This is a genomic window from Mycolicibacterium fallax, from assembly GCF_010726955.1.
Classification (GTDB): domain Bacteria; phylum Actinomycetota; class Actinomycetes; order Mycobacteriales; family Mycobacteriaceae; genus Mycobacterium; species Mycobacterium fallax.
Genome location: NZ_AP022603.1, coordinates 3,640,595 through 3,661,571, shown reverse-complemented (window position 1 = coordinate 3,661,571; position 20,977 = coordinate 3,640,595). Strand labels below are relative to the sequence as shown.

The 20,977-nt window shown below is 72.8% G+C and carries 26 protein-coding genes; 11 read left to right on the top strand and 15 right to left on the bottom strand.

The window, feature by feature from the left end; all coding sequences use genetic code 11:
- Nucleotides 1-28 precede the first annotated feature (28 nt).
- Both mshD and G6N10_RS17515 read right to left on the bottom strand, forming a co-directional pair.
- Nucleotides 29-901 (bottom strand): mycothiol synthase, encoded by an 873-nt coding sequence (gene mshD, locus G6N10_RS17520; RefSeq protein ID WP_085099745.1) that lies wholly within the window; start codon nucleotides 899-901, stop codon nucleotides 29-31.
- A complete protein-coding gene (locus G6N10_RS17515) occupies nucleotides 898-1,641 on the bottom strand; it encodes a winged helix-turn-helix domain-containing protein (RefSeq protein ID WP_085099742.1) in 744 nt (247 codons plus the stop codon). The genes mshD and G6N10_RS17515 overlap by 4 nt, the downstream gene beginning before the upstream one ends.
- 90 nt (nucleotides 1,642-1,731) lie before the next feature.
- Here G6N10_RS17515 and lmeA point away from each other — a divergent pair, with 90 nt between their 5' ends.
- The 6 genes from lmeA to G6N10_RS17490 all read left to right on the top strand — a co-directional run bounded on the left by lmeA (nucleotide 1,732) and on the right by G6N10_RS17490 (nucleotide 4,803).
- Complete coding sequence (gene lmeA, locus G6N10_RS17510) at nucleotides 1,732-2,547, top strand: mannan chain length control protein LmeA (protein ID WP_085099739.1); 816 nt, start codon at nucleotides 1,732-1,734, stop codon at nucleotides 2,545-2,547.
- Between the two features lie 30 nt (nucleotides 2,548-2,577).
- Nucleotides 2,578-3,003, top strand: a complete 426-nt coding sequence (locus G6N10_RS17505) for a thioredoxin family protein (protein ID WP_085099736.1) — start codon at nucleotides 2,578-2,580, stop codon at nucleotides 3,001-3,003.
- 36 nt (nucleotides 3,004-3,039) lie between these two features.
- A complete protein-coding gene (locus G6N10_RS20765) occupies nucleotides 3,040-3,132 on the top strand; it encodes a putative leader peptide (protein WP_407663995.1) in 93 nt (30 codons plus the stop codon).
- A gap of 126 nt (nucleotides 3,133-3,258) precedes the next feature.
- The gene (locus G6N10_RS17500; RefSeq protein WP_085099733.1) at nucleotides 3,259-3,720 is read left to right on the top strand and encodes a DUF4395 domain-containing protein; all 462 of its coding nucleotides are present in this window, start codon (nucleotides 3,259-3,261) and stop codon (nucleotides 3,718-3,720) included.
- 20 nt (nucleotides 3,721-3,740) lie between these two features.
- Nucleotides 3,741-4,031, top strand: a complete 291-nt coding sequence (locus tag G6N10_RS17495) for a DUF1416 domain-containing protein (protein WP_085099730.1) — start codon at nucleotides 3,741-3,743, stop codon at nucleotides 4,029-4,031.
- Between the two features lie 115 nt (nucleotides 4,032-4,146).
- Nucleotides 4,147-4,803: a heme-binding beta-barrel domain-containing protein gene (locus G6N10_RS17490; RefSeq protein WP_085099727.1), complete on the top strand. Its 657-nt coding sequence runs from the start codon at nucleotides 4,147-4,149 to the stop codon at nucleotides 4,801-4,803.
- Here G6N10_RS17490 and G6N10_RS17485 read toward each other — a convergent pair.
- Both G6N10_RS17485 and G6N10_RS17480 read right to left on the bottom strand, forming a co-directional pair.
- A complete protein-coding gene (locus tag G6N10_RS17485) occupies nucleotides 4,800-5,639 on the bottom strand; it encodes an ABC transporter substrate-binding protein (protein WP_109750612.1) in 840 nt (279 codons plus the stop codon). The genes G6N10_RS17490 and G6N10_RS17485 overlap by 4 nt on opposite strands.
- Before the next feature lie 236 nt (nucleotides 5,640-5,875).
- A complete protein-coding gene (locus G6N10_RS17480; RefSeq protein WP_179962905.1) occupies nucleotides 5,876-6,730 on the bottom strand; it encodes an aminodeoxychorismate lyase in 855 nt (284 codons plus the stop codon).
- Nucleotides 6,731-6,785: 55 nt separating this feature from the next.
- On the opposite strand from G6N10_RS17480, the gene ygfZ reads away from it, so the two are divergent.
- Together ygfZ and G6N10_RS17470 are read left to right on the top strand one after the other, a co-directional pair.
- Nucleotides 6,786-7,898 carry a CAF17-like 4Fe-4S cluster assembly/insertion protein YgfZ gene (gene ygfZ, locus G6N10_RS17475; protein ID WP_085099718.1) on the top strand — a complete coding sequence of 371 codons (1,113 nt, stop codon included), beginning with the start codon at nucleotides 6,786-6,788 and terminating at the stop codon, nucleotides 7,896-7,898.
- Between the two features lie 139 nt (nucleotides 7,899-8,037).
- Nucleotides 8,038-8,214, top strand: a complete 177-nt coding sequence (locus tag G6N10_RS17470) for a DUF3073 domain-containing protein (RefSeq protein WP_085099715.1) — start codon at nucleotides 8,038-8,040, stop codon at nucleotides 8,212-8,214.
- A gap of 24 nt (nucleotides 8,215-8,238) precedes the next feature.
- Here G6N10_RS17470 and purM read toward each other — a convergent pair whose 3' ends face one another.
- Together purM and purF are read right to left on the bottom strand one after the other, a co-directional pair.
- Entirely contained in the window at nucleotides 8,239-9,312 is a 1,074-nt protein-coding gene (purM, locus tag G6N10_RS17465) for a phosphoribosylformylglycinamidine cyclo-ligase (protein ID WP_085099712.1), read from the bottom strand.
- 67 nt (nucleotides 9,313-9,379) lie between these two features.
- The gene (gene purF, locus G6N10_RS17460; RefSeq protein WP_085099709.1) at nucleotides 9,380-10,927 is read right to left on the bottom strand and encodes an amidophosphoribosyltransferase; all 1,548 of its coding nucleotides are present in this window, start codon (nucleotides 10,925-10,927) and stop codon (nucleotides 9,380-9,382) included.
- A 181-nt stretch (nucleotides 10,928-11,108) separates the two neighbouring features.
- Between purF and G6N10_RS17455 the strand changes: the two genes are divergently transcribed.
- Nucleotides 11,109-11,606, top strand: coding sequence for a hypothetical protein (locus G6N10_RS17455; RefSeq protein ID WP_085099706.1), 498 nt, complete (start codon nucleotides 11,109-11,111; stop codon nucleotides 11,604-11,606).
- Between the two features lie 5 nt (nucleotides 11,607-11,611).
- Here G6N10_RS17455 and G6N10_RS17450 read toward each other — a convergent pair whose 3' ends face one another.
- From G6N10_RS17450 to purL, 5 genes are all read right to left on the bottom strand, one after another.
- On the bottom strand, nucleotides 11,612-11,998 hold the full coding sequence (locus G6N10_RS17450; RefSeq protein ID WP_085099703.1) for a sterol carrier family protein: 387 nt from the start codon (nucleotides 11,996-11,998) through the stop codon (nucleotides 11,612-11,614).
- 4 nt (nucleotides 11,999-12,002) lie between these two features.
- Nucleotides 12,003-12,590 (bottom strand): Rv0804 family intramembrane glutamic endopeptidase, encoded by a 588-nt coding sequence (locus tag G6N10_RS17445; protein WP_085099699.1) that lies wholly within the window; start codon nucleotides 12,588-12,590, stop codon nucleotides 12,003-12,005.
- Between the two features lie 4 nt (nucleotides 12,591-12,594).
- Entirely contained in the window at nucleotides 12,595-13,020 is a 426-nt protein-coding gene (locus tag G6N10_RS17440) for a PIN domain-containing protein (RefSeq protein ID WP_085099696.1), read from the bottom strand.
- Nucleotides 13,011-13,217: a DUF2191 domain-containing protein gene (locus G6N10_RS17435; protein ID WP_085099911.1), complete on the bottom strand. Its 207-nt coding sequence runs from the start codon at nucleotides 13,215-13,217 to the stop codon at nucleotides 13,011-13,013. Before G6N10_RS17435 ends, G6N10_RS17440 begins: the two co-directional genes overlap by 10 nt.
- Before the next feature lie 112 nt (nucleotides 13,218-13,329).
- On the bottom strand, nucleotides 13,330-15,624 hold the full coding sequence (purL, locus tag G6N10_RS17430) for a phosphoribosylformylglycinamidine synthase subunit PurL (RefSeq protein ID WP_407664033.1): 2,295 nt from the start codon (nucleotides 15,622-15,624) through the stop codon (nucleotides 13,330-13,332).
- A gap of 157 nt (nucleotides 15,625-15,781) precedes the next feature.
- On the opposite strand from purL, the gene G6N10_RS20080 reads away from it, so the two are divergent.
- Nucleotides 15,782-16,378, top strand: a complete 597-nt coding sequence (locus G6N10_RS20080) for an LGFP repeat-containing protein (RefSeq protein WP_165757682.1) — start codon at nucleotides 15,782-15,784, stop codon at nucleotides 16,376-16,378.
- On the opposite strand, the gene G6N10_RS17420 is transcribed toward G6N10_RS20080, so the two are convergent.
- The 3 genes from G6N10_RS17420 to purS all read right to left on the bottom strand — a co-directional run bounded on the left by G6N10_RS17420 (nucleotide 16,375) and on the right by purS (nucleotide 18,621).
- Entirely contained in the window at nucleotides 16,375-17,634 is a 1,260-nt protein-coding gene (locus G6N10_RS17420) for a M18 family aminopeptidase (RefSeq protein WP_085099690.1), read from the bottom strand. The genes G6N10_RS20080 and G6N10_RS17420 overlap by 4 nt on opposite strands.
- Nucleotides 17,635-17,704: 70 nt before the next feature.
- Nucleotides 17,705-18,382, bottom strand: a complete 678-nt coding sequence (gene purQ, locus G6N10_RS17415; protein WP_085099687.1) for a phosphoribosylformylglycinamidine synthase subunit PurQ — start codon at nucleotides 18,380-18,382, stop codon at nucleotides 17,705-17,707.
- Nucleotides 18,379-18,621 (bottom strand): phosphoribosylformylglycinamidine synthase subunit PurS, encoded by a 243-nt coding sequence (gene purS / locus G6N10_RS17410; protein ID WP_085099684.1) that lies wholly within the window; start codon nucleotides 18,619-18,621, stop codon nucleotides 18,379-18,381. Before purS ends, purQ begins: the two co-directional genes overlap by 4 nt.
- 63 nt (nucleotides 18,622-18,684) lie before the next feature.
- Between purS and G6N10_RS17405 the strand changes: the two genes are divergently transcribed.
- Nucleotides 18,685-19,341, top strand: coding sequence for an MBL fold metallo-hydrolase (locus G6N10_RS17405; RefSeq protein ID WP_085099681.1), 657 nt, complete (start codon nucleotides 18,685-18,687; stop codon nucleotides 19,339-19,341).
- On the opposite strand, the gene G6N10_RS17400 is transcribed toward G6N10_RS17405, so the two are convergent.
- Nucleotides 19,338-20,975 (bottom strand): FAD-binding dehydrogenase, encoded by a 1,638-nt coding sequence (locus tag G6N10_RS17400; protein WP_085099678.1) that lies wholly within the window; start codon nucleotides 20,973-20,975, stop codon nucleotides 19,338-19,340. The two genes, G6N10_RS17405 and G6N10_RS17400, sit on opposite strands and share 4 nt — an antisense overlap.
- Nucleotides 20,976-20,977 lie beyond the last annotated feature (2 nt).

The following is a 20,977-nucleotide window of genomic DNA, read 5'->3' as shown; positions in this document are numbered from 1 at the left end:
CGGGTGAACGGCCGGTGAACGACCTCGATCAGTTCGACCGCGCGTAGGCGGTGTCGACGCTGTGCACGGCGAAGCCGAGCCGCTCATAGGTGCGCACCGCGGCCGCGTTGTCGGACTCCACGTAGAGCAGCACGATCGGGTCCGGCCGGTCGGCCAGCCGGTCCGCGAGGTGCGCCAACCCGACGGCGGTGACCAGGGCGCCCAGCCCGCGGCCCTGCGCGGCCGGGTCGACGCCGACGACGTACACCTCCCCCGCGCCGTCGGGGTGAATCTTGGTCCAGTGAAATCCCAGCAGCCGCTCCGGCGCCTCGGCGTCGAAGGCCAGGAACAGCCCGGCCGGGTCGAACCAGGCCTGGTCGCGGTGCTCGGCCAGGTCGGCGGCCGTCCAGCCGCCCTGCTCGGGATGCCAGTGGAAGGCGGCGTTGTTGACCCGCAGCAGCTCGGCGTCGTCGTCCGGGCCGGCGTAGCCGCGGACGACCACCCCGGCCGGCTCCGGCACCGCGGGCAGGTCGCGCAGGCCGCGGCGCATCTGCAGCAGCCGGCGCACCGGGGTGAGCCCGCAGCGGGCGGCGACGGCCTCGGCAGCCGGCAGGGTGCCGTGCGCCCACACCGACACCCCGCGGCCGGCCACCGCGCCGACCAGCGCAGTGCCGACCCCGGCGCCGCGGGCCGCCGGGGCCACCACCAGCTCGGCCATCTGCGGGTTCAGGTTCAGGTAGCCGATCGGCTCCCCGTCGTCGTCGAGGGCCAGCAGGTGCGCGGTGCGGGACCGGTCCAGCTCGCGCAGCACCTGCTCGCCGACCGGCGCCACCCCGTCGGCGGCCTCGGCGTCGGCGATGATCGCCCGAATCGCCCGGCGCTGCCCGGGGGTGGGCACCTGCACCCAGCTCAGGACGGTCATGGCGCCGCCGGGATCGCCTCGTCGGAGGCTTCGGTGGGGGCCTCGGTGGGGGCCTCGGCGGCGCCCCTGCCGCGCGGCGGGCGGACCGCCTTGTAGCCGACGTTGCGGACCGTGCCGATCAGCGATTCATAGTCCGGGCCGAGCTTGGCGCGCAGCCGGCGCACGTGCACATCGACGGTCCGGGTGCCGCCGAAGAAGTCATAGCCCCACACCTCCTGCAGCAGCTGGGCCCGGGTGAACACCCGCCCGGCGTGCGCGGCGAGGTATTTCAGCAGCTCGAATTCCTTGTAGGTCAGATCCAGCGGTTCGCCGCGCAGCCGGGCCGTGTAGGTGCCCTCGTCGATGGCGAGTTCGCCGAGGGTGATCACGTCGCCGTCGGTCACCTGGGCGGCGGCCCCGGCCCGGCCGGCCAGCAGCCGCAGCCGGGCGTCGAGCTCGGCCGGCCCGGTACCGGGCAGCAGGATGTCGGACAGCGCCCACTCGGCGTTGACCGCGACCAGCCCGCCCTCGGTGAGCACCGCGACCACCGGCGCCGAGCCGGCGGTCGAACCGAGCAGCCGGCACAGCCCGCGCGCGATGACCAGATCGGTGCGGGCATCGACGATCACCACGTCGGCGTTGCCGGTGTCCAGCAGCGAGGACACGTCGGCGGGGGCGCTGCGCAACACGTGCGGCAGCAGCATCAGCGACGGCAGCACGGCCTCGGGATGCGGATCGGCGGTCAGCAGCAGTAGATCCACGCTTGCCTCCATCGTTGAAGAGGAGCGGAGCAATAGCCGACACAGCGCCGTAACCGACCAGGAGCGTATAACGATAGCGCCGCGGGCCCGATAGGCCACAATGTCGGGGTGAGCAAGGTGTGGAAAGCCACCATCGGGGCGGTTGTCGCCGTCGTCGTCGCGCTGGTCGCGGTCGACTTCGGCGCCACCATCTACGCCGAGTACCGGCTGTCCCGGACAGTCCGTTCCGCCGCGCAGCTGGACTGGGATCCCTCGACCACCATCCTGGCGTTGCCGTTCATCCCGCAGGCGCTGCGGCACCGCTACTCCGAGGTGGAGATCAAGGCCCACGACGTGGCGCACCCGCACGTCGGGCGCGCCACCCTGGAGGCCACCATGCACGCCCTGGACCTGACCGAGGCGTCCTGGCTGATCCGGCCGGACGCGCCGATCCCGCTGGACAAGCTGGAAAGCCGGATCATCGTCGACTCGCGGCACCTCGGCGGGTTCCTCGGCATCAAGGATCTGATGGTCGAGGCGCCGATCGCGGACACCAACGACGCCACCGGCGGCACCACCGAGTCCGGCATCTCCGACAGCCGCGGCCTGGTGTTCACCGGCACCCCGACCGCGGCCGGCTTCGACCGGCGGGTCAGCGTGTCGGTCGACCTGTCGATGACCGGCCCGCAGCGCAGCACCCTGACCTTCACCCCGACCGCGGTGCTGACCGGCCCCGGCACCGCCGACCAGGACGTCCCCGACGAGCAGCGCGAGGCGGTGCTGGCCGCGTTCGCCGGCGAGCTGCCCGATCAGAAGCTGCCGTTCGGGGTCGCCCCGACCACCCAGGGCGCCCGCGGCTCCGACGTCATCATCGAGGGCATCGTCATCGACGTGACGATCACCCTGACCGAATTCCAACAGTCATGAGGGTCCAACAGCCATGAGGGTCCAACAGTCATGAGCGCCTCGATGGGCATCGCGATCGTCGTGGTCGTCGCCGTGCTGGCGCTGGGCTACCTGATCGGCCGGCTGCTGACGCTGCGCCAGGGCATGCTGCGTTCGGCCGAGGCCGCGGCCAACGTCGACACCTCCGGGCTGGGGCTGTCCGAGACCGGTCCGACGGTGCTGCATTTCAGCGCGCCGTGGTGCGGCCCGTGCACCCAGGTCCGCCGGGTCGTCGACGCGGTGTGCGCCGCGGACCCCCGGATCGGGCACGTCGAGATCGACATGGACGCCAACCCGGAGGCGGCCCGCCGGCTGTCGGTGCTGTCGCTGCCGACCACCATCGTCTTCGATGCCGGCGGCCATCCGCGGTACCGGACGTCCGGGGTGCCGACGGCCGCCGACCTGCGCGCCGTGCTGGCCCCGCTGCTGGACGCCTGAACCGGCGCTGGCCCCCGGACGCGCCGGCTTGGTACGATGCCCCACGTGTCGACCCGCCTGCTGACGAAGCGCCGCGCAGTGGATTACTGCCGGACCGCGGGTTGTTGCTGTCGCTGTTGTTGTCGCTGAGTCGCCGCGCACCTTCTTGCGCCGGCGCTCCGGGGCGGACCCGAGGGGTTCCGCCCATCCCCCGGCCAATCGACAGCCTCAGGAGCTTTTTTCGTGCCGACCACAACATCCACTTCCTCCACCGGCGTGCCATCCGCCGGCGCGGCCGATCTGGTCGACGTGCGCGGTCCGCGTTTCGCCGCCCGGGTCACCACCGCCGTCCTCATCGCCGCCGTGCTGCTGGCCGGGGTGAACACCACCGCCGCCGCGGTGCTGCTCGGGCTGCAGGCCGTGGCGTTCGGCATCGGCGCCGTCGCGGGTCCGCGCCGGCAGCCCTACGGCCGCATCTTCGCCACCTTCGTCGCGCCCCGGCTGTCCCCGGTCACCGAGCGCGAACCCGTCGCACCGCTGCGCTTCGCTCAGCTGGTCGGCATGCTGTTCGCCGTCGTCGGCACCGCCGGCTTCGCCCTGGGCTTCCCGGCGGTCGGCCTGACCGCCGCCGCGTTCGCCCTGCTGGCGGCGTTTCTGAACGCCGCCTTCGACATCTGCCTCGGCTGCCTGCTGTACCCGGCGGTCACCCGCCTGCGCACCGCCGTCCGGCCCTCCTGAACCGATCCGAAAGGTCACCGATGAGTACCACAGTCAAGCTGCCCGCCGGGGTCGACATCGCCCGCGAAACCGTCATCACCGGCCGCGTCCTGGACGGGGCGGGCCGACCGATCGGCGGGGCCGCGGTCCGGCTGCTCGACGCCAGCGACGAGTTCGCCGCCGAGGTCATCGCCACCCCGGCCGGCGACTTCCGATTCTTCGCCGCGCCGGGCTCCTGGCGGCTGCGCGCCCTGACCGACGCCGGCGACGGTGACGCGCTGGTGGCGCCGACCGGCGCGGGCCTGCACGAGGTCGACGTCAAGGTCGCCTGAGCAGACGTTAGAATCGCATCGTGGTCCTGTTCTTCGAATTACTGCTTGTCGCGGCGGTCGTCGTCATCACCTGGTTCGCGCTGTACGCGCTGTACCGGCTGGTCACCGACGAGTCGTGACCGACGCGCACCCCGACGGCCCCGCACCCGGGTCCGGTGATCGTGCGGTCGCCTCGGCGGCCGAACGCGCAAAGCTCACCTCGTCGCGCAACATTCCGACGTTCGACGATCTGCCGTTGACCGACACCGCCAACCTGCGCCTCGGCGCGGATCTGAGCGGCGCCCTGCTCGCACTGCTGCCGCTGGTCGGCGTCTGGCGCGGCGAGGGTGAGGGCCGCGACGCGCACGGCGACTACCGGTTCGGCCAGCAGATCGTCGTCTCGCACGACGGCGCCGACTACCTGAACTGGGAGGCCCGGTCCTGGCGGCTGACCGACGACGGTGAGTTCGACGGGCACAGCCTGCGGGAGACCGGTTTCTGGCGGTTCGTCAACGATCCGGCCGACCCGGACGAGACCCAGGCCATCGAACTGCTGCTGGCGCACTCGGCCGGCTACATCGAGATGTTCTACGGCAGGCCGCTGGGCCCGTCGTCGTGGGAGCTGACCACCGACGCGCTCGCCCGCAGCCGGTCCGGCCTGCTGGTCGGCGGCGCCAAACGGCTCTACGGCATCGTCGAGGACGGCGACCTGGGCTACGTCGAGGAACGCGTCGACCCCGACGGCGCCCTGGTGCCGCACCTGTCGGCGCGACTGTCCCGCCACGCGGGCTAGCCCGAGGTCAGCATCGGCACCGGCGTCGCAGCCATCCACTGCCGCTGCAGCCGGTCCAGCACCCCGTCGGCGCGCAGCGCCTCCACCGCCGACGACAGGCATCCGGTCAGCGGGCTGTCCTTGTCCAGCAGCATCGCGAGCTGCTCGACGTGCTCGGGCGCCTTGGGCAGTTGCCCGACGACGACGCCGTCGGGCAGGTCGCCGGCCGCCCGCTGCGCGGTCGGCAGATCCATCACCAGGGCGTCGACCTTTCCGCCGGACAGCGCCGCGATCGCCTGGTCGTTGGAGTCGTACACCGTGATCGGGGTGGCGTGCGACAGCATCCGCGCGGTCAGCGCACCGGTGGTGCCGGCCTCCGCGCCCAACCGCAGTCGGCCCAGCGCGGTGGTGCTGCGCAGGCCGGCCGCCGCCGAGCCCGCGACGGTGAGCACCGCCTGGTCGACGTCGTAGTACGGCGCGGAGAAGTCGACGATCTCGCGGCGCTGGTCGGTGATGGAGAACTGGCTGATCGCGGCGTCGAAGGGTTTCGGGCCGGGCGCCATCGCGGTGCTGAACGGCAACCGGGTCCAGCGCACCCGATCCGGCGGGTACCCGAGCTGCTCCGCGGCGGCGTAGGCGACCGCCGATTCGAACCCCTCGCCGTTGGCCGGCTGATCGGCGACAAACCACGGCCGGTAGGCGGGCTGGTCGGTGGCAAAGGTGAACACCCCGGCGGTCAGGGTGTCGAGCTGTCCGGGCGTACACCGCGGGCCCGGCGCCGGGTCGGGCCCGGCGCAGCCGACCGCGGCCAGCACCAGCGCGGCCAGCGTCGCGATCCGGGCCGCCGTCGGGAACATTCGGTCATTTTCGTCCATCGTCGCCGCGGCGCGGCGGGCAGGTCCGGCAAACCCCGGGTGCACGGCCCCCGAGCCACACGTCTGGGATCCGGCGAAGCCGGGGCTCGGGGGCCGGGGTGACCGTCGATCCGGCCGGCGCTCCCGGGCGTGGCGCGCTCCGGTGCGCACGGCCGACGGTCACCTCACACGCCGGGTATCGGCGACGCTACTCCCGCCCGGGCCATCCGTCGACCGAATTACCGGCCGCCGATCGCGGCGTCGACCAGGCCGGCGAACTCCACGGCCAGCGGGGCGGGCGGCAGCGCGACGCCGTCGAGGGTGTGCACCCGCGCCCCGAGGGTGATGCTGGACAGCAGCCACACCCCCTGCGCGGCGAACAGGTCCGCCGGGCGCAGCGCGCGGTAATCGCAGTCATAGCCGGCGTCGCGCGCGGCGGTGAACAGCGCCGCCGCGGTGGTGCCGCGCAGGATCGGGTACCACGGCGGCGGGGTCAGCAGGCAGGGCCGGCCGTCGTCCCCGGCGACCGCGATCACCACCGTCGACCGCGGGCCCTCCAGCACCAACCCGTCGGAGCTGACGAACACCACGTCGTCGGCGCCGACGCCGGCGGCGTGCCGCAGCGCGGCCATGTTCACCGCGTAGGACAGCGTCTTGGCCCCGGCCAGCAGCCACGGCAGCCGGGACCGGGCACCGGAGTCCAGCCCGCGGTCCAGCAGCACCGCGGAGATCCCGTCGGCGCGGGCGGCGGCGATCCGCGCCGCCAGCGGCGACACCGTGACGTATGCCGTCGGCGCCGATCCGCTCTCCCGGCCCCGGGTGTAGACCAGCCGCAGCGCCCCCTCGGCGCCGGGGCCCCACGCCGCGGCCGCGGCGTCGATGGCCCGGCGCCAGGCCTGCGGGTCCGGGACGGGCAGGTCCAGCATCGCCGCCGAGGCGGCCAACCGGGTCAGGTGCGCGTCCACCACCCGGGCCCGGCCGCCGCGCACCAGCAGCGTCTCGAACACCCCGTCGCCGCGGACCGCGGCCAGGTCATCGGCGCACAGCAGCGGCGCGTCGGGATCGTGCACCACACCGTCGAGGGTGACCACCACAGCCATGGGGCCATAGCGTAGACGCGGCCGGTCCCGGGGTCCGTAGAGTTGAGCCGTGGCTGCCGTCCCCGCTCCCGATCCCGGCCCCGACGCGGGCGCAACCTGGCATTACGGCGACCCGCTCGGTGAGCAGCGAGCCGCGGCCACCGGCGCGGTCGTCATCGATCGGTCGCATCGCGGGGTGCTGGCCATCACCGGGGCCGACCGGCAGAGCTGGCTGCACACCATCTCCAGCCAGCACGTCGCCGCGCTGCCCGAGGGCGCCAGCACCCAGAATCTGAGCCTGGACGGGCAGGGCCGGGTCGAGGATCACTGGATCCAGTCCGAGCTGGGCGGCACCAGCTACCTGGACACCGAGCCGTGGCGCGCCGAACCGCTGCTGGCCTACCTGGCCCGGATGGTGTTCTGGTCCGACGCCGCCCCGGCCGCCGCGGACCTGGCGGTGCTGAGCCTGATCGGCCCGGCGCTGGCCGAACCGGAGTTGCGCGACGCGCTCGGGCTGACCGCGGCCGGGCAGGACGCGCTGCCCGCGGAGATGACGGCGGTGGCGCTGCCCGGCGGCGGTTTCCTGCGCCGGATGCCCAGCGCCGCGGGCGGCCCGCCGGAGCTGGACCTGCTGGTCCCGCGGGAAGCGGTGGCGGGCACCCTGGCCCGGCTGCACGCCCACGGCGCGCGCCCGGCCGGCACCTGGGCCTACGAGGCGAACCGGGTGGCCGCGCTGCGCCCCCGGCTCGGGGTGGACACCGACGAGCGCACCATCCCGCACGAGGTCGGCTGGATCGGCGGGCCCGGGGTGGGGGCGGTGCACCTGGACAAGGGCTGCTACCGCGGCCAGGAGACCGTCGCCCGGGTGCACAACCTGGGCCGGCCGCCGCGGATGCTGGTGCTGCTGCACCTGGACGGTTCCGGGGACCGGCCGCAGACCGGTGACCCGGTGACCGCGGGCGGCCGCACGGTGGGCCGGGTCGGCACCGTCGTCGAACACGCCGACCTCGGGCCGGTGGCGCTGGCGTTGGTCAAGCGCGGCGTGCCCGCCGACACCGAGCTGATCGCCGGGGCGGTGACCCCGGCGCGGATCGACGAGGATTCGCTGCCGCCGGCCGACGCACCGGGGGCCGGGCGGGTCGCCGTCGACCGGCTGCGCAGCGGTCCTGACCTGGGCTCTTAGCCTCCGGACACGGGGTAGTCCGGGGCTGCCGACATCACCGCCACGGGCACGGTAGACTGGCCGCAGGACAATACACACATTCACATCGGAGCCGCTCGGTACTTCGGGCCGCTCCGATATTGCGCGAGGGGGATCCCCCATGGGCCGCGGCCGGGCAAAGGCAAAGCAGACCAAGGTTGCACGTGAGCTTAAATACAGCTCCCCGCAAACGGATTTCGAACGACTCCGCCAGGAGCTGACCGGAGCACCCTCCAACGACAAGTTCGACGGTGACTCCTCCGATCAGTGGTCGGACGAGGACGACTGGCGGCGCTGAGGCGCCCCGGCGCCCGCGGTCGGCTCAGAACCGCGGGTGCTGCCCCACCAACGTTGCGCGCGGCGTGTCCTTGCCGCCCTTGTTGACCGTCCCCAGCACCCAGCAGTCCAGGTGCCGGGCGGTCAGGATCGCCAGCGCCCGGTCGGTGTCCTCCGGCGCGACGACGGCCACCATGCCGACGCCCATGTTGAAGGTCTTCTCCATCTCGACCCGCTCGATCCGGCCGCGCTGCGCGATCATCCCGAACACCGGGGCAGGCACCCAGGTGCCGCGGTCCATTTCGGCGGTCAGCCCGTGCGGGATCACCCGCTCCAGGTTCCCGGCCAGCCCGCCGCCGGTGACGTGGCAGAAGGTGCGGACGTGCGTCTCGGCGGCCAGCGCCAGGCAGTCCTTGGCGTAGATCCGGGTCGGCTCAAGCAGTTCCTCGCCGAGGGTGCGGCCGAACTCCTCCACGTGACCGGCCAGGTCCAGGCGTTCGATCTCCAGCAGCACCTTGCGGGCCAGCGAGTAGCCGTTGGAGTGCAGGCCGGAGGCGGCCATCCCAATGATCACGTCGCCGGGGCGGACCCGGTCTGGCCCGAGCACCTCGTCGGCCTCCACCACGCCGACCCCGCTCGCGGAGATGTCGTAGTGATCCGGCGCCATCAGGCCGGGATGCTCGGCGGTCTCCCCGCCCAGCAGCGCGCAACCGGCCTGCACGCAGCCCTCGGCGATGCCGGCGACGATGGCCTCCACCCGCTCCGGGACCACCTGGCCGATGGCGATGTAGTCCTGCAGGAACAGCGGCTCGGCGCCGCAGACCACCAGGTCGTCGACGACCATGGCGACCAGGTCGATCCCGACGGTGTCGTGGATGTCCATCGCCTGGGCGACGGCCAGCTTGGTGCCGACGCCGTCGGTCGAGGAGGCCAGCAGCGGTTCCCGGTAGTCGCCGCGCAACGCGAACAGTCCGGCGAAGCCGCCGATACCGCCCCGCACCTCCGGCCGGGTGGCGCGTTGCGCCAGCGGCTTGAGGAGTTCGACGGCACGGTCGCCGGCTTCGATATCGACGCCGGCCGACGCGTAGGAGATCCCTGGTTCAGTTCCACGCTCGGTCATCGTCATTCAATCTACCGGTCCACCCGCACGGGGACCGACCCAGCGTGGCCTGGCCCCCGAAGACGGCCTACGGCCTGCGCAGCGCCGACGCCGGATCGGCTGCGGGCTGCGCCGGCTGGCCGGGCACACCGGCCCGGGCGGCGTTGGCCAGCATCTGCTCGACGACGTTCTTGCCGAGCGCCGCCTCACCGGGCAGTTCGATCGGGTAGACGCCGTCGAAGCAGGCCCGGCACAGCCGGTCGATGGGCTGCGCGGTGGCGCGGATCATCCCGTCCAGCGAGATGTAGTCCAGCGTGTCGGCGCCGATCGCGTGCCGCACCGCCTCCAGCATCCCCGCCTGGGAGCCCTCGGTGTTGGCGGCGTTGGCGATCAGCTCGGCCGGGGAGGCGAAGTCAATGCCGTAGAAGCACGGCCACTTCACCGGCGGCGAGGCGATCCGAACGTGCACCTCCAGCGCGCCGGCCTCCCGCAGCATCCGGATCAGCGAGCGCTGGGTGTTGCCGCGCACGATGGAGTCGTCGACGACGATCAGCCGCTTGCCGCGGATCATCTCCTTGAGCGGGTTGAGCTTGAGCCGGATGCCGAGCTGGCGGATGGTCTGCGACGGCTGGATGAAGGTGCGCCCGACGTAGGCGTTCTTCATCAGGCCCTGACCGAACGGCACCCCGGACTCCTGGGCGTAGCCGACCGCGGCCGGCGTGCCGGATTCCGGGACGCCGATCACCAGGTCGGCGTCCACCGGCATCTCCCGGGCCAGTTCGCGGCCGATCTCCACCCGGGTGGAGTGCACCGAGCGGCCGGCCAGGTTGCTGTCCGGGCGGGCCAGGTAGACGTATTCGAAGACGCAGGCCTTGGGGGTCGCCTCGGCGAACCGGGTCGAGCGCACCCCGTCGGCGTCGATGGCCAGCAGTTCGCCGGGCTCGATGTCGCGGACGAAGGAGGCGCCGACGATGTCCAGCGCCGCGGTCTCCGAGGCCACCACCCAGCCGCGGTCCAGCCGGCCCAGCGACAGCGGGCGCACCCCGTGCGGGTCGCGGGCGGCGTAGAGGGTGTTCTCGTCCATGAAGGTCAGGCAGAACGCGCCCCGGACGGTCGGCAGCAGCTCCAGGGCGGCCTGCTCCAGGGTCGCGTCGGCCGCGCCGTGGGCCAGCAGCGCGCCGAGGATGTCGGAGTCGGTGGTGGCGCCCATCGCGCCGTTGTTCATCAGCCCGGCGTCCCGGGCCCGGCCGGCCAGGTCGGTGGTGTTGACCAGGTTGCCGTTGTGGCCGAGCGCCACCCCGGTGCCCGCGGCGGTGTGCCGGAAGACCGGCTGGGCGTTCTCCCAGGTGGTCGAGCCGGTGGTGGAGTAGCGGCAGTGCCCGACGGCGACGTGGCCGACCATTCCAGCCAGGGTGGCCTCGTCGAAAACCTGGGACACCAGGCCCAGATCCTTGAAGACGATGATCTGCGATCCGTCGGCGACGGCGATGCCGGCCGCCTCCTGGCCACGGTGTTGTAGCGCATAAAGGCCGTAGTAAGTGAGCTTGGCAACATCTTCGCCCGGTGCCCAAACCCCGAAGACGCCACACTCTTCACGAGGGGCTTGTTCGTCGGGCTCTATCGGCTGCTCTGTCACGTTGGGGCTGCTCCCGGACGTCGCGGTGGCTGACGGGGCCAGTCTACGGGCCGGTAATCGGATTCACCTAGATGAGCCGGCGTCGGCGGTGCCCCGGACCCCCGAAATACCGGGCCGGATCGGTGGTACCGGCGGCCCGCACCGGAATACGCTTGGGGTCGCACGACCGGGGGAGGCAACCGTGCGCACTCACGCTGGTATCGGAGGGAAAGCCGTTGCGGCGGCGGCGCTGGTCGCCGTCGGCCTCGGCGGGGTCGCGACCGCCGCCGCGGACGTGGTGCCCGGCACCGAAGACGGCTGGGGGCACCCGCCGGGCGGTGTCATGCTCACCGTCGACGGGGACGACGGCTCGGGCAACCACACGCTGACCCTCACCTGGGGAAACATCGACCCCGTCCTGAAGGACGATGGGTACTGGCTGTGCGCGGTGACCGAACGCTCCACCACCACCCGGAAGGGGACCGAGGGCAGCAATTCGGGCAACGTTCCGGTGCTGAACCTGGCCTACGACGTGAAGCTGCTCCCGGCCACCGGCGGTAGCTCCCAGCGCCAGGTCAGCGCGCCGGCCGGGGAGCGGCTCCAGATGGGCCTGCAGTGCAGCACCCACTGGCCCGGAGCGTTTGCCACCACACCGCCCAGCGCCCCGTTCGGCTGGACGTTCCAGTACCAACTGAGCTGACCGGGTCAGCCACCCAGCGGCAGCACCGGCAGCCACCCGGTGATCTCCGCGGCCCGGGCCCCGGAGACTTCCACCGCGGGCCCCGCGGCGTCGAGTTCCAGCAGCCCGGTGGCCAGCAGCAGCCAGGTCCGCGGATCGGTCTCCAGCACGTTGGGCGGGGTGCCGCGGGTGTGCCGGGGACCGGCGATGCACTGCACGGCGACGAACGGCGGGACGCGCACCTCCACGCTGGCTCCGGGTGCGGCGGCGGCCAGCGTCCGGGCGGTCAGCCGGACCGCGGCGGCCAGCGCGGCCCGCGCGGGGGCCGGCGCCGCCTCGTCACGCAGCCAGTCGGCCAGCGCCAGGACCGCGGCGCGGGTCGTCGCCGGGTCGGGGGTGCTGCGCGGGGCCATCGGGTCAGCCTGTCACGGCGGCCGCGCGGCGCCGCACCGCCAGGGTGGCCAGCGCCCCGGCCTCGTTGACGGCCAGGTGCGCCAGCATCGGCGCCAGCAGGGAGCCGGAACGTTCCGCCAGCAGCCCGAACACCCAGCCGGCCACCCCGGTGACCGCGACGGTGCCCGGCACCGATTCGCCGGCCCGGCGGGCGCCCGGCGCGTGCGCCAGGCCGAACAGCGCGGCCTGCAGCAGTCGGCCGCGCTCAGCGCCCAGGGCGCGACGGGCCAGCGTGGCGATGGCGCCGCGGTAGAACATCTCCTCGGCCCACACCGTGCCCACCGGGATCTGCCAGGCCAGCCAGGCCCAGCCGTCCCCGGGCGGGGTGCGTTCGGCCATCCCGCGGCGCACCGCCGGCAGCAGGGTTCCGGCCGCCACCCCGAGGGCGACCGCTCCGGCCGCCGCCGCGCCCCACCGCGCGCCCGCGCGGGCCGGTGCACCGCGCAGTCCCGGCCGCGTTCCCGCCGCCAACGCCAGCGCGGTGCCGACACCGGCCCGCACCAGCGGGCGGTCCGGACTCCAGCCGCGGCTCCCAGCGGGTGAGGACGTCATCGGGCTAGTCGAGACTGCCGCGGTCCGCCACCCAGCGATGCCGGAAGGCCAGGATCCCCGCCGCGATGTCGAAGTCGGCGTCGTAGTGGATCAGCGTGAGGTCGTGTTCGGCCGCCAATGTGCCGATCAGCAGGTCGGCCATCCCGACGGTGCGGTGACGCCCCCGCCGGGCAAGGCTGCGCTGCGCCTCCAACGCCGTCTGCCAGTCTTCGTCATGGGTCGGCAGGTATTCGAACGCCAGCCGTCGATCTGCCCGCAGCTGCTCGTAGTCGTCCCCGTTTCGGGCGCTGTAGAGGGCTTCGGCGTCAAGTTGGGCCGTCGTCGCGACCAAACCCGCTTCGATCAAGGGCACCAGCCGTTCGCCCACGACCGGGTTTCTCATCCGCGCTGCGGCACTGGTGTCGATCAGATAGCGGGCGACTACCGCCATACCTCGCCCCGCCGGTCGGCATCGGCCAGCTCTTCCAGACCGCCTTCGCACAGCCACTGAATCTGGCGGGCCCGAGCGGACCGAGCTGCGGCCTGCTGCAGCGCACAGCGAACGGTGTCACTGACGCCCGAGGTCTTGAGTTCGGCCTGCGCGGCCGCCAACAGGTCGTCATCCAGGTCGATCAGCCGTTTCGTCACCGCTGCCACACCCCCGCAAAATGGATATACTTTCTATCAACCGAGTATATACAGTGGCCCCGACATCCGTCGTCAAAAACACCGCTCACCTGCCGATATGCGGGTCGGATCGCTAACCGAACAGCTTCGGCAGCGTCCCCTCCCACACCTCGCGCAGCTCGGCCAGCGGCACGCTGAACTGGCCCTGCACCTCGATGGCGTCGGAACCCTGGTCGACCACGCCGACCCGCACGCAGGGCAGCTCGCGGGCCTCGCACATCGCCTTGAACCGGCTCTCCTCGGTGCGCGGCACCGCCACCAGCACCCGGCCGGCGGACTCGGAGAACAGCCAGACGAACGGGTCGGCGTCCTCAGGCAGCACGATCCGGCAGCCGGTCTCCCCGGCCAGCGCGGACTCGACGACGGCCTGAGCCAGCCCGCCCTCGCTCAGGTCGTGGGCGGCCGAGAGCAGCCCGTCGCGCGAGGCCGCGGTCAGCACCTCGGCCAGCAGTCGCTCGCGGGCCAGGTCCACCCGCGGCGGCACCCCGCCGAGGTGGTCGGCGACCAGCTGCGCCCAGATCGACCCGTCGAACTCGTCGTGGGTGTCGCCGAGCAGCAGCAGGGTCTCGCCGGGCTCGGTGCCCAGCCCGGTCGGGATGCGCCGGGCCACGTCGTCGAGCACGCCGAGCACCCCGACCACCGGGGTCGGCAGGATCGGCGTCGCGCCGGTCTGGTTGTAGAAGCTGACGTTGCCGCCGGTCACCGGGATGCCCAGGGTCGCGCAGCCGTCGGCCAGCCCGCGCACGGCCTGGGCGAACTGCCACATCACGCCCGGGTCCTCCGGCGAGCCGAAGTTCAGGCAGTTGGTGACGGCGATCGGGGTGGCCCCGGTCACCGCGACGTTGCGGTAGGCCTCGGCCAGCGCCAGCTGCGCACCGGTGTACGGGTCGAGCTGGGTGTAGCGGCCCGACGCGTCGGTGGAGATCGCCACCCCGCGGCCGGTCTGCTCGTCGATCCGCAGCACCCCGCCGTCGGCGTGCTCGGCCAGCACGGTGTTGCCGCGCACGTAGCGGTCGTACTGCTCGGTGATGAACGCCCGGCTGCACAGCGCGGGGCTGGCCAGCATCGCCAGCAGGGTCTCGCGCAGCTGCTCGCCGTTCTGCGGCCGCGGCAGCGTCGCCGAGGTGTCGGCGACCAGCGCGTCCTGGCTCTCCGGCCGGGCGACCGGGCGCTGGTACACCGGCCCCTCGTGGGCGACGGTGCGCGGCGGCACGTCGACGACGGTCTGGCCGTCCCAGCTGATCACCAGCCGGTCGCCGTCGGTGACCTCGCCGATCACGGTGGCCAGCACGTCCCACTTGGCGCAGACCGCCATGAACTCGTCCACGTTGGCCGGGGTGACGACCGCGCACATGCGTTCCTGGGATTCGCTGGAGAGCACCTCGGCGGGGGTCATGCCCGACGCCCGCAGCGGCACCCGGTCCAGCTCGATGGCCATCCCGCCGTCACCGGCCGAGGCCAGCTCCGAGGTGGCGCAGGACAGCCCGGCGCCGCCGAGGTCCTGGATGCCGACCACCAGCCCGGCCGAGTACAGGTCCAGGCAGCACTCAATGAGCACCTTCTCGGTGAACGGGTCACCGACCTGCACGCTGGGCAGTTTTTTCCGGGTCTTGCCGCCGTCTGCCGACTCGTCGCCGGAGAAGGTGTCCGAGGCCAGCACCGACACCCCGCCGATGCCGTCCAGGCCGGTCCGCGCGCCGAACAGGATGATCTTGTTTCCGGTGCCCGAGGCGAACGCCAGGTGCAGGTCCTCCTTGCGCAGCACCCCCAGGCACAGCGCGTTGACCAGCGGGTTGCCCGCGTAGGAGGCGTCGAAGACGGTCTCCCCGCCGATGTTGGGCAGGCCCAGGGAGTTTCCGTAGCCGCCGACGCCGCGGACCACGCCGTCGAGCACCCGGCGGGTGTCGGGGGCATCGGCGGCGCCGAAGCGCAGCTGGTCCATCACCGCGACCGGCCGGGCGCCCATCGCCATGATGTCGCGGACGATGCCGCCGACGCCGGTGGCCGCACCCTGGTAGGGCTCCACGTAGGACGGGTGGTTGTGCGACTCCACCTTGAAGGTGACCGCCCAGCCGTCGCCGATGTCGACGACGCCGGCGTTCTCGCCGATGCCGGCCAGCATCGCCGCCTTCATCTCCTCGGTGGTGGTCTCCCCGAAGTAGCGCAGGTGCACCTTGGAGGACTTGTAGGAGCAGTGCTCGCTCCACATCACCGAGTACATCGCCAGCTCGGCGTCGGTGGGTCGACGGCCCAGGATCTCCCGAATCCGCTGGTACTCGTCGTCCTTGAGACCCAGCTCACGGTAGGGCTGCGGGTGATCGGGGGTGGCGGCGGCGTGCTCGACGGTGTCGACCGGGGCGGCGTGGATGCTCACCCCGACAGTCTAAGGAGTCGGTTCGAGCCCGGGCGCCGAGCGGCGGCCAACTCGGCGAATCCGGGACGGGCAACGTCGCCGCTCGATAGGATTTCCCGTGGTCAGCCCGACCAACGGGCCGCGATTCCGGGGTCCGAATGGAAAGGAAATCATGCACAAAGCAGCAAAGCGCACCGCCGCGGTCTCGGCCGCGGTCCTCGGCATCGCCCTGTTCGGCTCCGCCTGCAACACCACCAAGGAGGACGCCAGGGACGCGATGGACTCGGCCACCTCGGCGGCCTCCTCGATCGCGGCATCGGCCACCTCGGCGGCCAGTTCGGTGGCCTCCTCGGTCCTCAACGCCCCCGAACCCACCAAGATCGCCGGCGAGGACGGCACCGAGTACACCGTCGAGGGTGCTCTGCTGGAGAAGTACAACGCGCTCGACGAGACCTCCAAGGGCGCCCTCGGCGCCCCGCTCGGTGAGCAGGAGAAGAACGAGGACGGCGGCGTCTACCAGCCGTTCAAGGGTGGCGTGATCATCAGCAGCGACGCGGGCACCTTCGTGGTGTGGGGCCTGATCCGCGACAAGTGGAATGAGCTGGGCGGCTCGCAGGGCGAGCTGGGCTACCCGACCAGCGACGAGACCACCAACGCCGACGGCCAGAAGCAGAGTGTCTTCCAGAACGGCACCCTGACTTGGACCGAGGGCGAGGCCGAGGCCGTCGTGGTCGAGGCACCCGCGCCCAGCGCGGAGCCGACGCCCTAACCCGGCGCCAGGAACGCGGCCAGCGCCGCCGCGTACGCCCCGACGTCGTGGGCGCCCATCAGCTCGCGGGCCGAGTGCATCGCCAGCTGCGGGGCGCCCACGTCGACGGTCGGGATGCCGGTGCGGGCGGCGGTCATCGGGCCGATGGTGGAGCCGCACGGCAGGTCCGCGCGGTGCTCGTAGCGCTGCAGCGGCACCCCGGCCTGCCGGCAGGCCAGTTCGAACACCGCCGCGGTGCGCCCGTCGGTGGCGTAGCGCAGGTTCGGCTGCACCTTGAGCACCGGCCCGCCGTTGACCGCGATCGGGTGCCCGGGCTCGTGCCGGTCCGGGTAGTTCGGGTGGGTGGCGTGCGCCATGTCGCCGGAGGCGATCACCGAGCCGGTCAGCCGGCGCAGGAAGTCCGCGCGGTCCCCGCCCTCGGTCGCGACGATCCGCTCCAGGGTGCTGATCAGCAGGTCCGAGCCGGCGCCGTGATCGGAGGTGGAGCCGACCTCCTCGTGGTCGAACAGCGCCAGCACCGGCAGCCGCGCACCGGGCTCGGTGGCCAGCAGCGCCGACAGCCCGGCGTAGCAGGTGGCCTGGTTGTCCAGCCGCGGCGCGGACAGGAAGGCCCCGTCGCCCCACACCCGCGACGGCGTCAGATCGTGGGTCATCAGCTCGAAGGACAGCACCGCGGCCGGATCCAGCCCGGCCCGGGCGGCCACCTCGGCGACAAAGCCGCGCGCCGCACCCGCCCACACCGCGTTGACGTGCCGCTGCGGATCCAGCTTGACCGCGGCCCGGTCCTCGGCGAGGTGGATGGCCAGCTGCGGCACCCGCAGCAGCGGCTCGTCGACCCGCACCAACTCGTGCGCCACCCCGCCGGGCGAGCCGGGGTCGGCGACCGCGATCATCCCGGAGATGCCCAGCTCGCGGTCCAGCCACGAGTTCAGCCACGCCCCGCCGTAGGGGGCCAGCGCCACCTGCTGCCAGCCGGCCACCACCCGGTCGGGATGCTGCTTGACCCGCAGGTTGGGGCTGTCGGTGTGCGCGCCGATGATCCGGAAGTCGCGCCCCGGTGCGCCGGTGCCGTCCCAGGCGATCAGCGAGCCGGCCCGCACCACGAAGCAGCGCCGCCCGCCGGCCGGCCAGGCCGCGGTCTCGGCGAGCTCGGTGTAGCCTGCCGCGCGCAGCGCCTCGGCGACCGTCGTGCAGACGTGGTACGGGGACGGGGAGGCATCGATGAAGGCGGCCAGGCCGGCGGCAGTGGCGGTCATGGCCCCCATCTTTCGCCAGCCGCCGAACGGCGCCGCGATGAGGGTCGCCGCGGCGCCGGGTGCGGCCCGGTTAGACGCCGGCCAGCACCGTGTCGAGCACCGAGAAGAACATCCCGAGCCCGTCGTCGCTGGGGCCGGTCAGCGCCTCGGTGGCGTGCTCGGGGTGCGGCATCAGGCCGACGACGCGCCCGTTGGGCGAGCTGATGCCGGCGATGTCGTTGCGGGAGCCGTTGATGTTGTCGGTGTAGCGGAACACCACCCGGCCCTCGCCCTCCAGCTCGGCCAGCACCTCGGGGCCGGCCTGGTAGCGGCCCTCCCCGGACTTCAGCGGGATCAGGATCTCCGCGCCGGCGTCGTAGCGCGACGTCCAGGCGGTGCTGTTGTTGTCCACCCGCAGCCAGATGTCGCGGCAGACGAAGTGCAGCCCGGCGTTGCGGGTCAGCGCGCCGGGCAGCAGCCCGGCCTCGCACAGCACCTGGAAGCCGTTGCAGATGCCGAGCACCGGCATGCCGCGGCCGGCGGCGGCCACCACCTCGCCCATCACCGGGGCGAACCGGGCGATGGCACCGGCGCGCAGGTAGTCGCCGTAGGAGAAGCCGCCGGGCACGATGACCGCGTCGACCCCCTTGAGGTCGGAATCGCCGTGCCACAGCGGCACCGCCTCTGCGCCGACGGCCCGCACCGCGCGGGCGGCGTCGACGTCGTCGAGGGTGCCGGGGAAGGTGATGACCCCGATCCGGGCGCTCACGGCTGGTCGTCCCGCAGCACCACCCAGTCCTCGATCACCGTGTTCGCCAGCAGCGACTCGGCGATCTCGGCGAGTTCGGCGTCGCCGACGCTGTCGTCGACCTCGAGCTCGAACCGCTTGCCCTGGCGGACGTCGGTGATCCCGGGGTGGCCGAGCCGGCCGAGCGCTCCGACGATGGCCTGGCCCTGCGGATCGAGAATCTCGGACTTGGGCATCACGTGTACAACGACGCGGGCCACGCGCGGCTCCTTGAATTCGGCGGGAGGGTGCGCGGCTAACTCTACCGGCGCACAATCTGGGACATGGAACTGACGCATTTCGGCCATTCCTGTCTGCTGGCCGGCTTCCCCGGCGCCCCGGGCGCCGCGACCACCACGATCCTGTTCGATCCGGGTAATTTCTCGCACGGTTTCGAGGGGATCACCGGGCTGGATGCGATTCTGATCACCCACCAGCACCCCGACCACGCCGACCCGGCCCGGCTGCCCGCGCTGGTGGCGGCCAATCCGGGGGCGGCGCTGTACGCCGACCCGCAGACCGCCGCGCAGTTGGGCCCGCCGTGGACCGCGGTGCGGGTCGGCGACGCGTTCACCGTCGGCGGGCTGCGGATCCGCGGCACCGGCGGACGGCACGCGGTGATCCACCCGGAGATCCCGGTGATCGACAACATCTCCTACCTGGTCGGCGACGACGAGCACCCGGCCAAGCTGATGCACCCCGGGGATGCGCTGCACCTGCCGGGCGAGCCGGTGCACGTGCTGGCCGCCCCGGCCGCCGCGCCGTGGATGAAGGTGTCCGAGGCGGTGGACTACCTGCGCGCGGTGGCGCCCAGCCACGCGGTGCCGATCCATCAGGGCATCATCACCGAGGACGCCCGCGGGATCTTCTACGGCCGGCTCACCGAAATGTGCGACACCGACTTCCGGGTGCTGTCCCCGGAGGCCGCCGCGGACTTCTAAACCTGGCGGGCGGTCGCCCGGCCGGCCGCGCGGCCGCTGAAGATGCAGCCGCCGAGGAAGGTGCCCTCCAGCGAACGGTAGCCGTGCACCCCGCCGCCGCCGAACCCGGCGGCCTCCCCCGCCGCGTACAGCCCGGGGATCGGATCCCCGTCGGCGCCGAGCACCCGGGAGTCCAGGTCGGTTTCCAGCCCGCCGAGGGTCTTGCGGGTCAGCACGTGCAGCTTGACCGCGATCAGCGGCCCGGCCTTCGGGTCGGTGATGCGGTGCGGGGCCACCACCCGGGACAGCCGGTCCGGCAGGTAGGCCCGGGCGCCGCGGATGGCGGTGATCTGGCCGTCCTTGGTGAACCGGTTGGCGACCTCCCGATCGCGGGCGGTGACCTCGGCGGACACCGTGTCGAAGTCCAGCGGCTCGACGTCGGGCAGCGCGTTCATCCGGTCCACCAGCTCGCGCAGCGTGCCGGCGCTGACGAAGTCGGCGCCGCGGTCGACGAACGCCTGCACCGGCGCGGGCGCCCCGGGCCGGATCCGGGACAGCAGCTGCCGGACGCTGCGCGAGGTGAGGTCGGGGTTCTGTTCCTGGCCGGAGAGCCCGAACTCCTTCGCGATGATCCGGGCGTTGAGCACGAACCAGCTGTAGTCGTGGCCGGAGGCGGTGATGTGCGCCAGCGTGCCGAGGGTGTCGTAGCCGGGGTACAGCGGGCCGGGCAGCCGGTGGCCGGTGGCGTCCAGCCACAGCGACGACGGTCCGGGCAGGATCCGGATGCCGTGATTGGGCCACACCGGGTCGTAGTTGGTGATGCCCTCGGTGTAGTGCCACATCCGGTCCCGGTTGATCACCCGGCCGCCGGCGGCCTCGGTGATGCCGATCATCCGGCCGTCGACGTGCGCGGGCACCCCGGTCAGCAGCTGACCGGGGATCCGGCCGAGCCGTTTGGGCCAGTTCTTCCGAACCAGGTCGGTGTTGCCGCCGATGCCGCCGCTGGCGACGATGACGGCCTGGGCCTGAAACTCGAACGCGCTGAACACCTTTCGGCTCGACGCCACGCCGCGGGCGGTGTCGCTGGGCTCCAGGATCGCCCCGCGCACCCCGGTGACCGCGCCGTCGGAGACGATCAGCGAATCGACCCGGTGCCGGTGCGCGAACCGGACCCGCGGGTTGCCGAGCAGCCGGCGGGCGAACACGTCGACCAGCGCCGGTCCGGTGCCCCAGGTGATGTGGAACCGGGGCACCGAGTTGCCGTGCCCGCGGGCGTCGTAGCCGCCGCGTTCGGCCCACCCGACCGCCGGGAAGATCTTCAGGCCGCGCTCGGTGAGCCAGGAATGCTTCTCCCCCGCGGCGAACTCGACGTAGGCCTGCGCCCACTGCCGGGGCCAGTGGTCCTCGACCCGGTCGAAGCCCGCGGTGCCCATCCAGTCCTGCACGGCCAGCTCCAGGCTGTCCCGGATACCCATCCGGCGCTGCTCCGGGCTGTCCACGAAGAACAGCCCGCCGAACGACCAGTACGCCTGTCCGCCAAGGTTTGCGGCGTTCTCCTGGTCGACGATCAGGACGCTGCGGCCCCGCTCGACGATCTCGCAGGCGGCGACCAGCCCCGCCAGCCCGGCTCCGACGATGATGACGTCCGCGTCCATGA

What these genes read in the sequence shown, in the direction of transcription:
- G6N10_RS17440 (WP_085099696.1), bottom strand. Translation starts at nt 13,020, where the DNA reads ATGGCGGTAGTCGCCCGCTATCTGATCGACACCAGTGCCGCAGCGCGG.
- G6N10_RS17470 (WP_085099715.1), top strand. Translation starts at nt 8,038, where the DNA reads ATGGGCCGCGGCCGGGCAAAGGCAAAGCAGACCAAGGTTGCACGTGAG.
- G6N10_RS17400 (WP_085099678.1), bottom strand. Translation starts at nt 20,975, where the DNA reads ATGGACGCGGACGTCATCATCGTCGGAGCCGGGCTGGCGGGGCTGGTC.
- mshD (WP_085099745.1), bottom strand. Translation starts at nt 901, where the DNA reads ATGACCGTCCTGAGCTGGGTGCAGGTGCCCACCCCCGGGCAGCGCCGG.
- G6N10_RS17445 (WP_085099699.1), bottom strand. Translation starts at nt 12,590, where the DNA reads ATGACGTCCTCACCCGCTGGGAGCCGCGGCTGGAGTCCGGACCGCCCG.
- G6N10_RS17495 (WP_085099730.1), top strand. Translation starts at nt 3,741, where the DNA reads ATGAGTACCACAGTCAAGCTGCCCGCCGGGGTCGACATCGCCCGCGAA.
- G6N10_RS17505 (WP_085099736.1), top strand. Translation starts at nt 2,578, where the DNA reads ATGAGCGCCTCGATGGGCATCGCGATCGTCGTGGTCGTCGCCGTGCTG.
- G6N10_RS17420 (WP_085099690.1), bottom strand. Translation starts at nt 17,634, where the DNA reads ATGACCGCCACTGCCGCCGGCCTGGCCGCCTTCATCGATGCCTCCCCG.
- G6N10_RS20080 (WP_165757682.1), top strand. Translation starts at nt 15,782, where the DNA reads ATGCACAAAGCAGCAAAGCGCACCGCCGCGGTCTCGGCCGCGGTCCTC.
- G6N10_RS17450 (WP_085099703.1), bottom strand. Translation starts at nt 11,998, where the DNA reads ATGGCCCCGCGCAGCACCCCCGACCCGGCGACGACCCGCGCCGCGGTC.
- G6N10_RS20765 (WP_407663995.1), top strand. Translation starts at nt 3,040, where the DNA reads ATGCCCCACGTGTCGACCCGCCTGCTGACGAAGCGCCGCGCAGTGGAT.
- purM (WP_085099712.1), bottom strand. Translation starts at nt 9,312, where the DNA reads ATGACCGAGCGTGGAACTGAACCAGGGATCTCCTACGCGTCGGCCGGC.
- G6N10_RS17405 (WP_085099681.1), top strand. Translation starts at nt 18,685, where the DNA reads ATGGAACTGACGCATTTCGGCCATTCCTGTCTGCTGGCCGGCTTCCCC.
- G6N10_RS17485 (WP_109750612.1), bottom strand. Translation starts at nt 5,639, where the DNA reads ATGTTCCCGACGGCGGCCCGGATCGCGACGCTGGCCGCGCTGGTGCTG.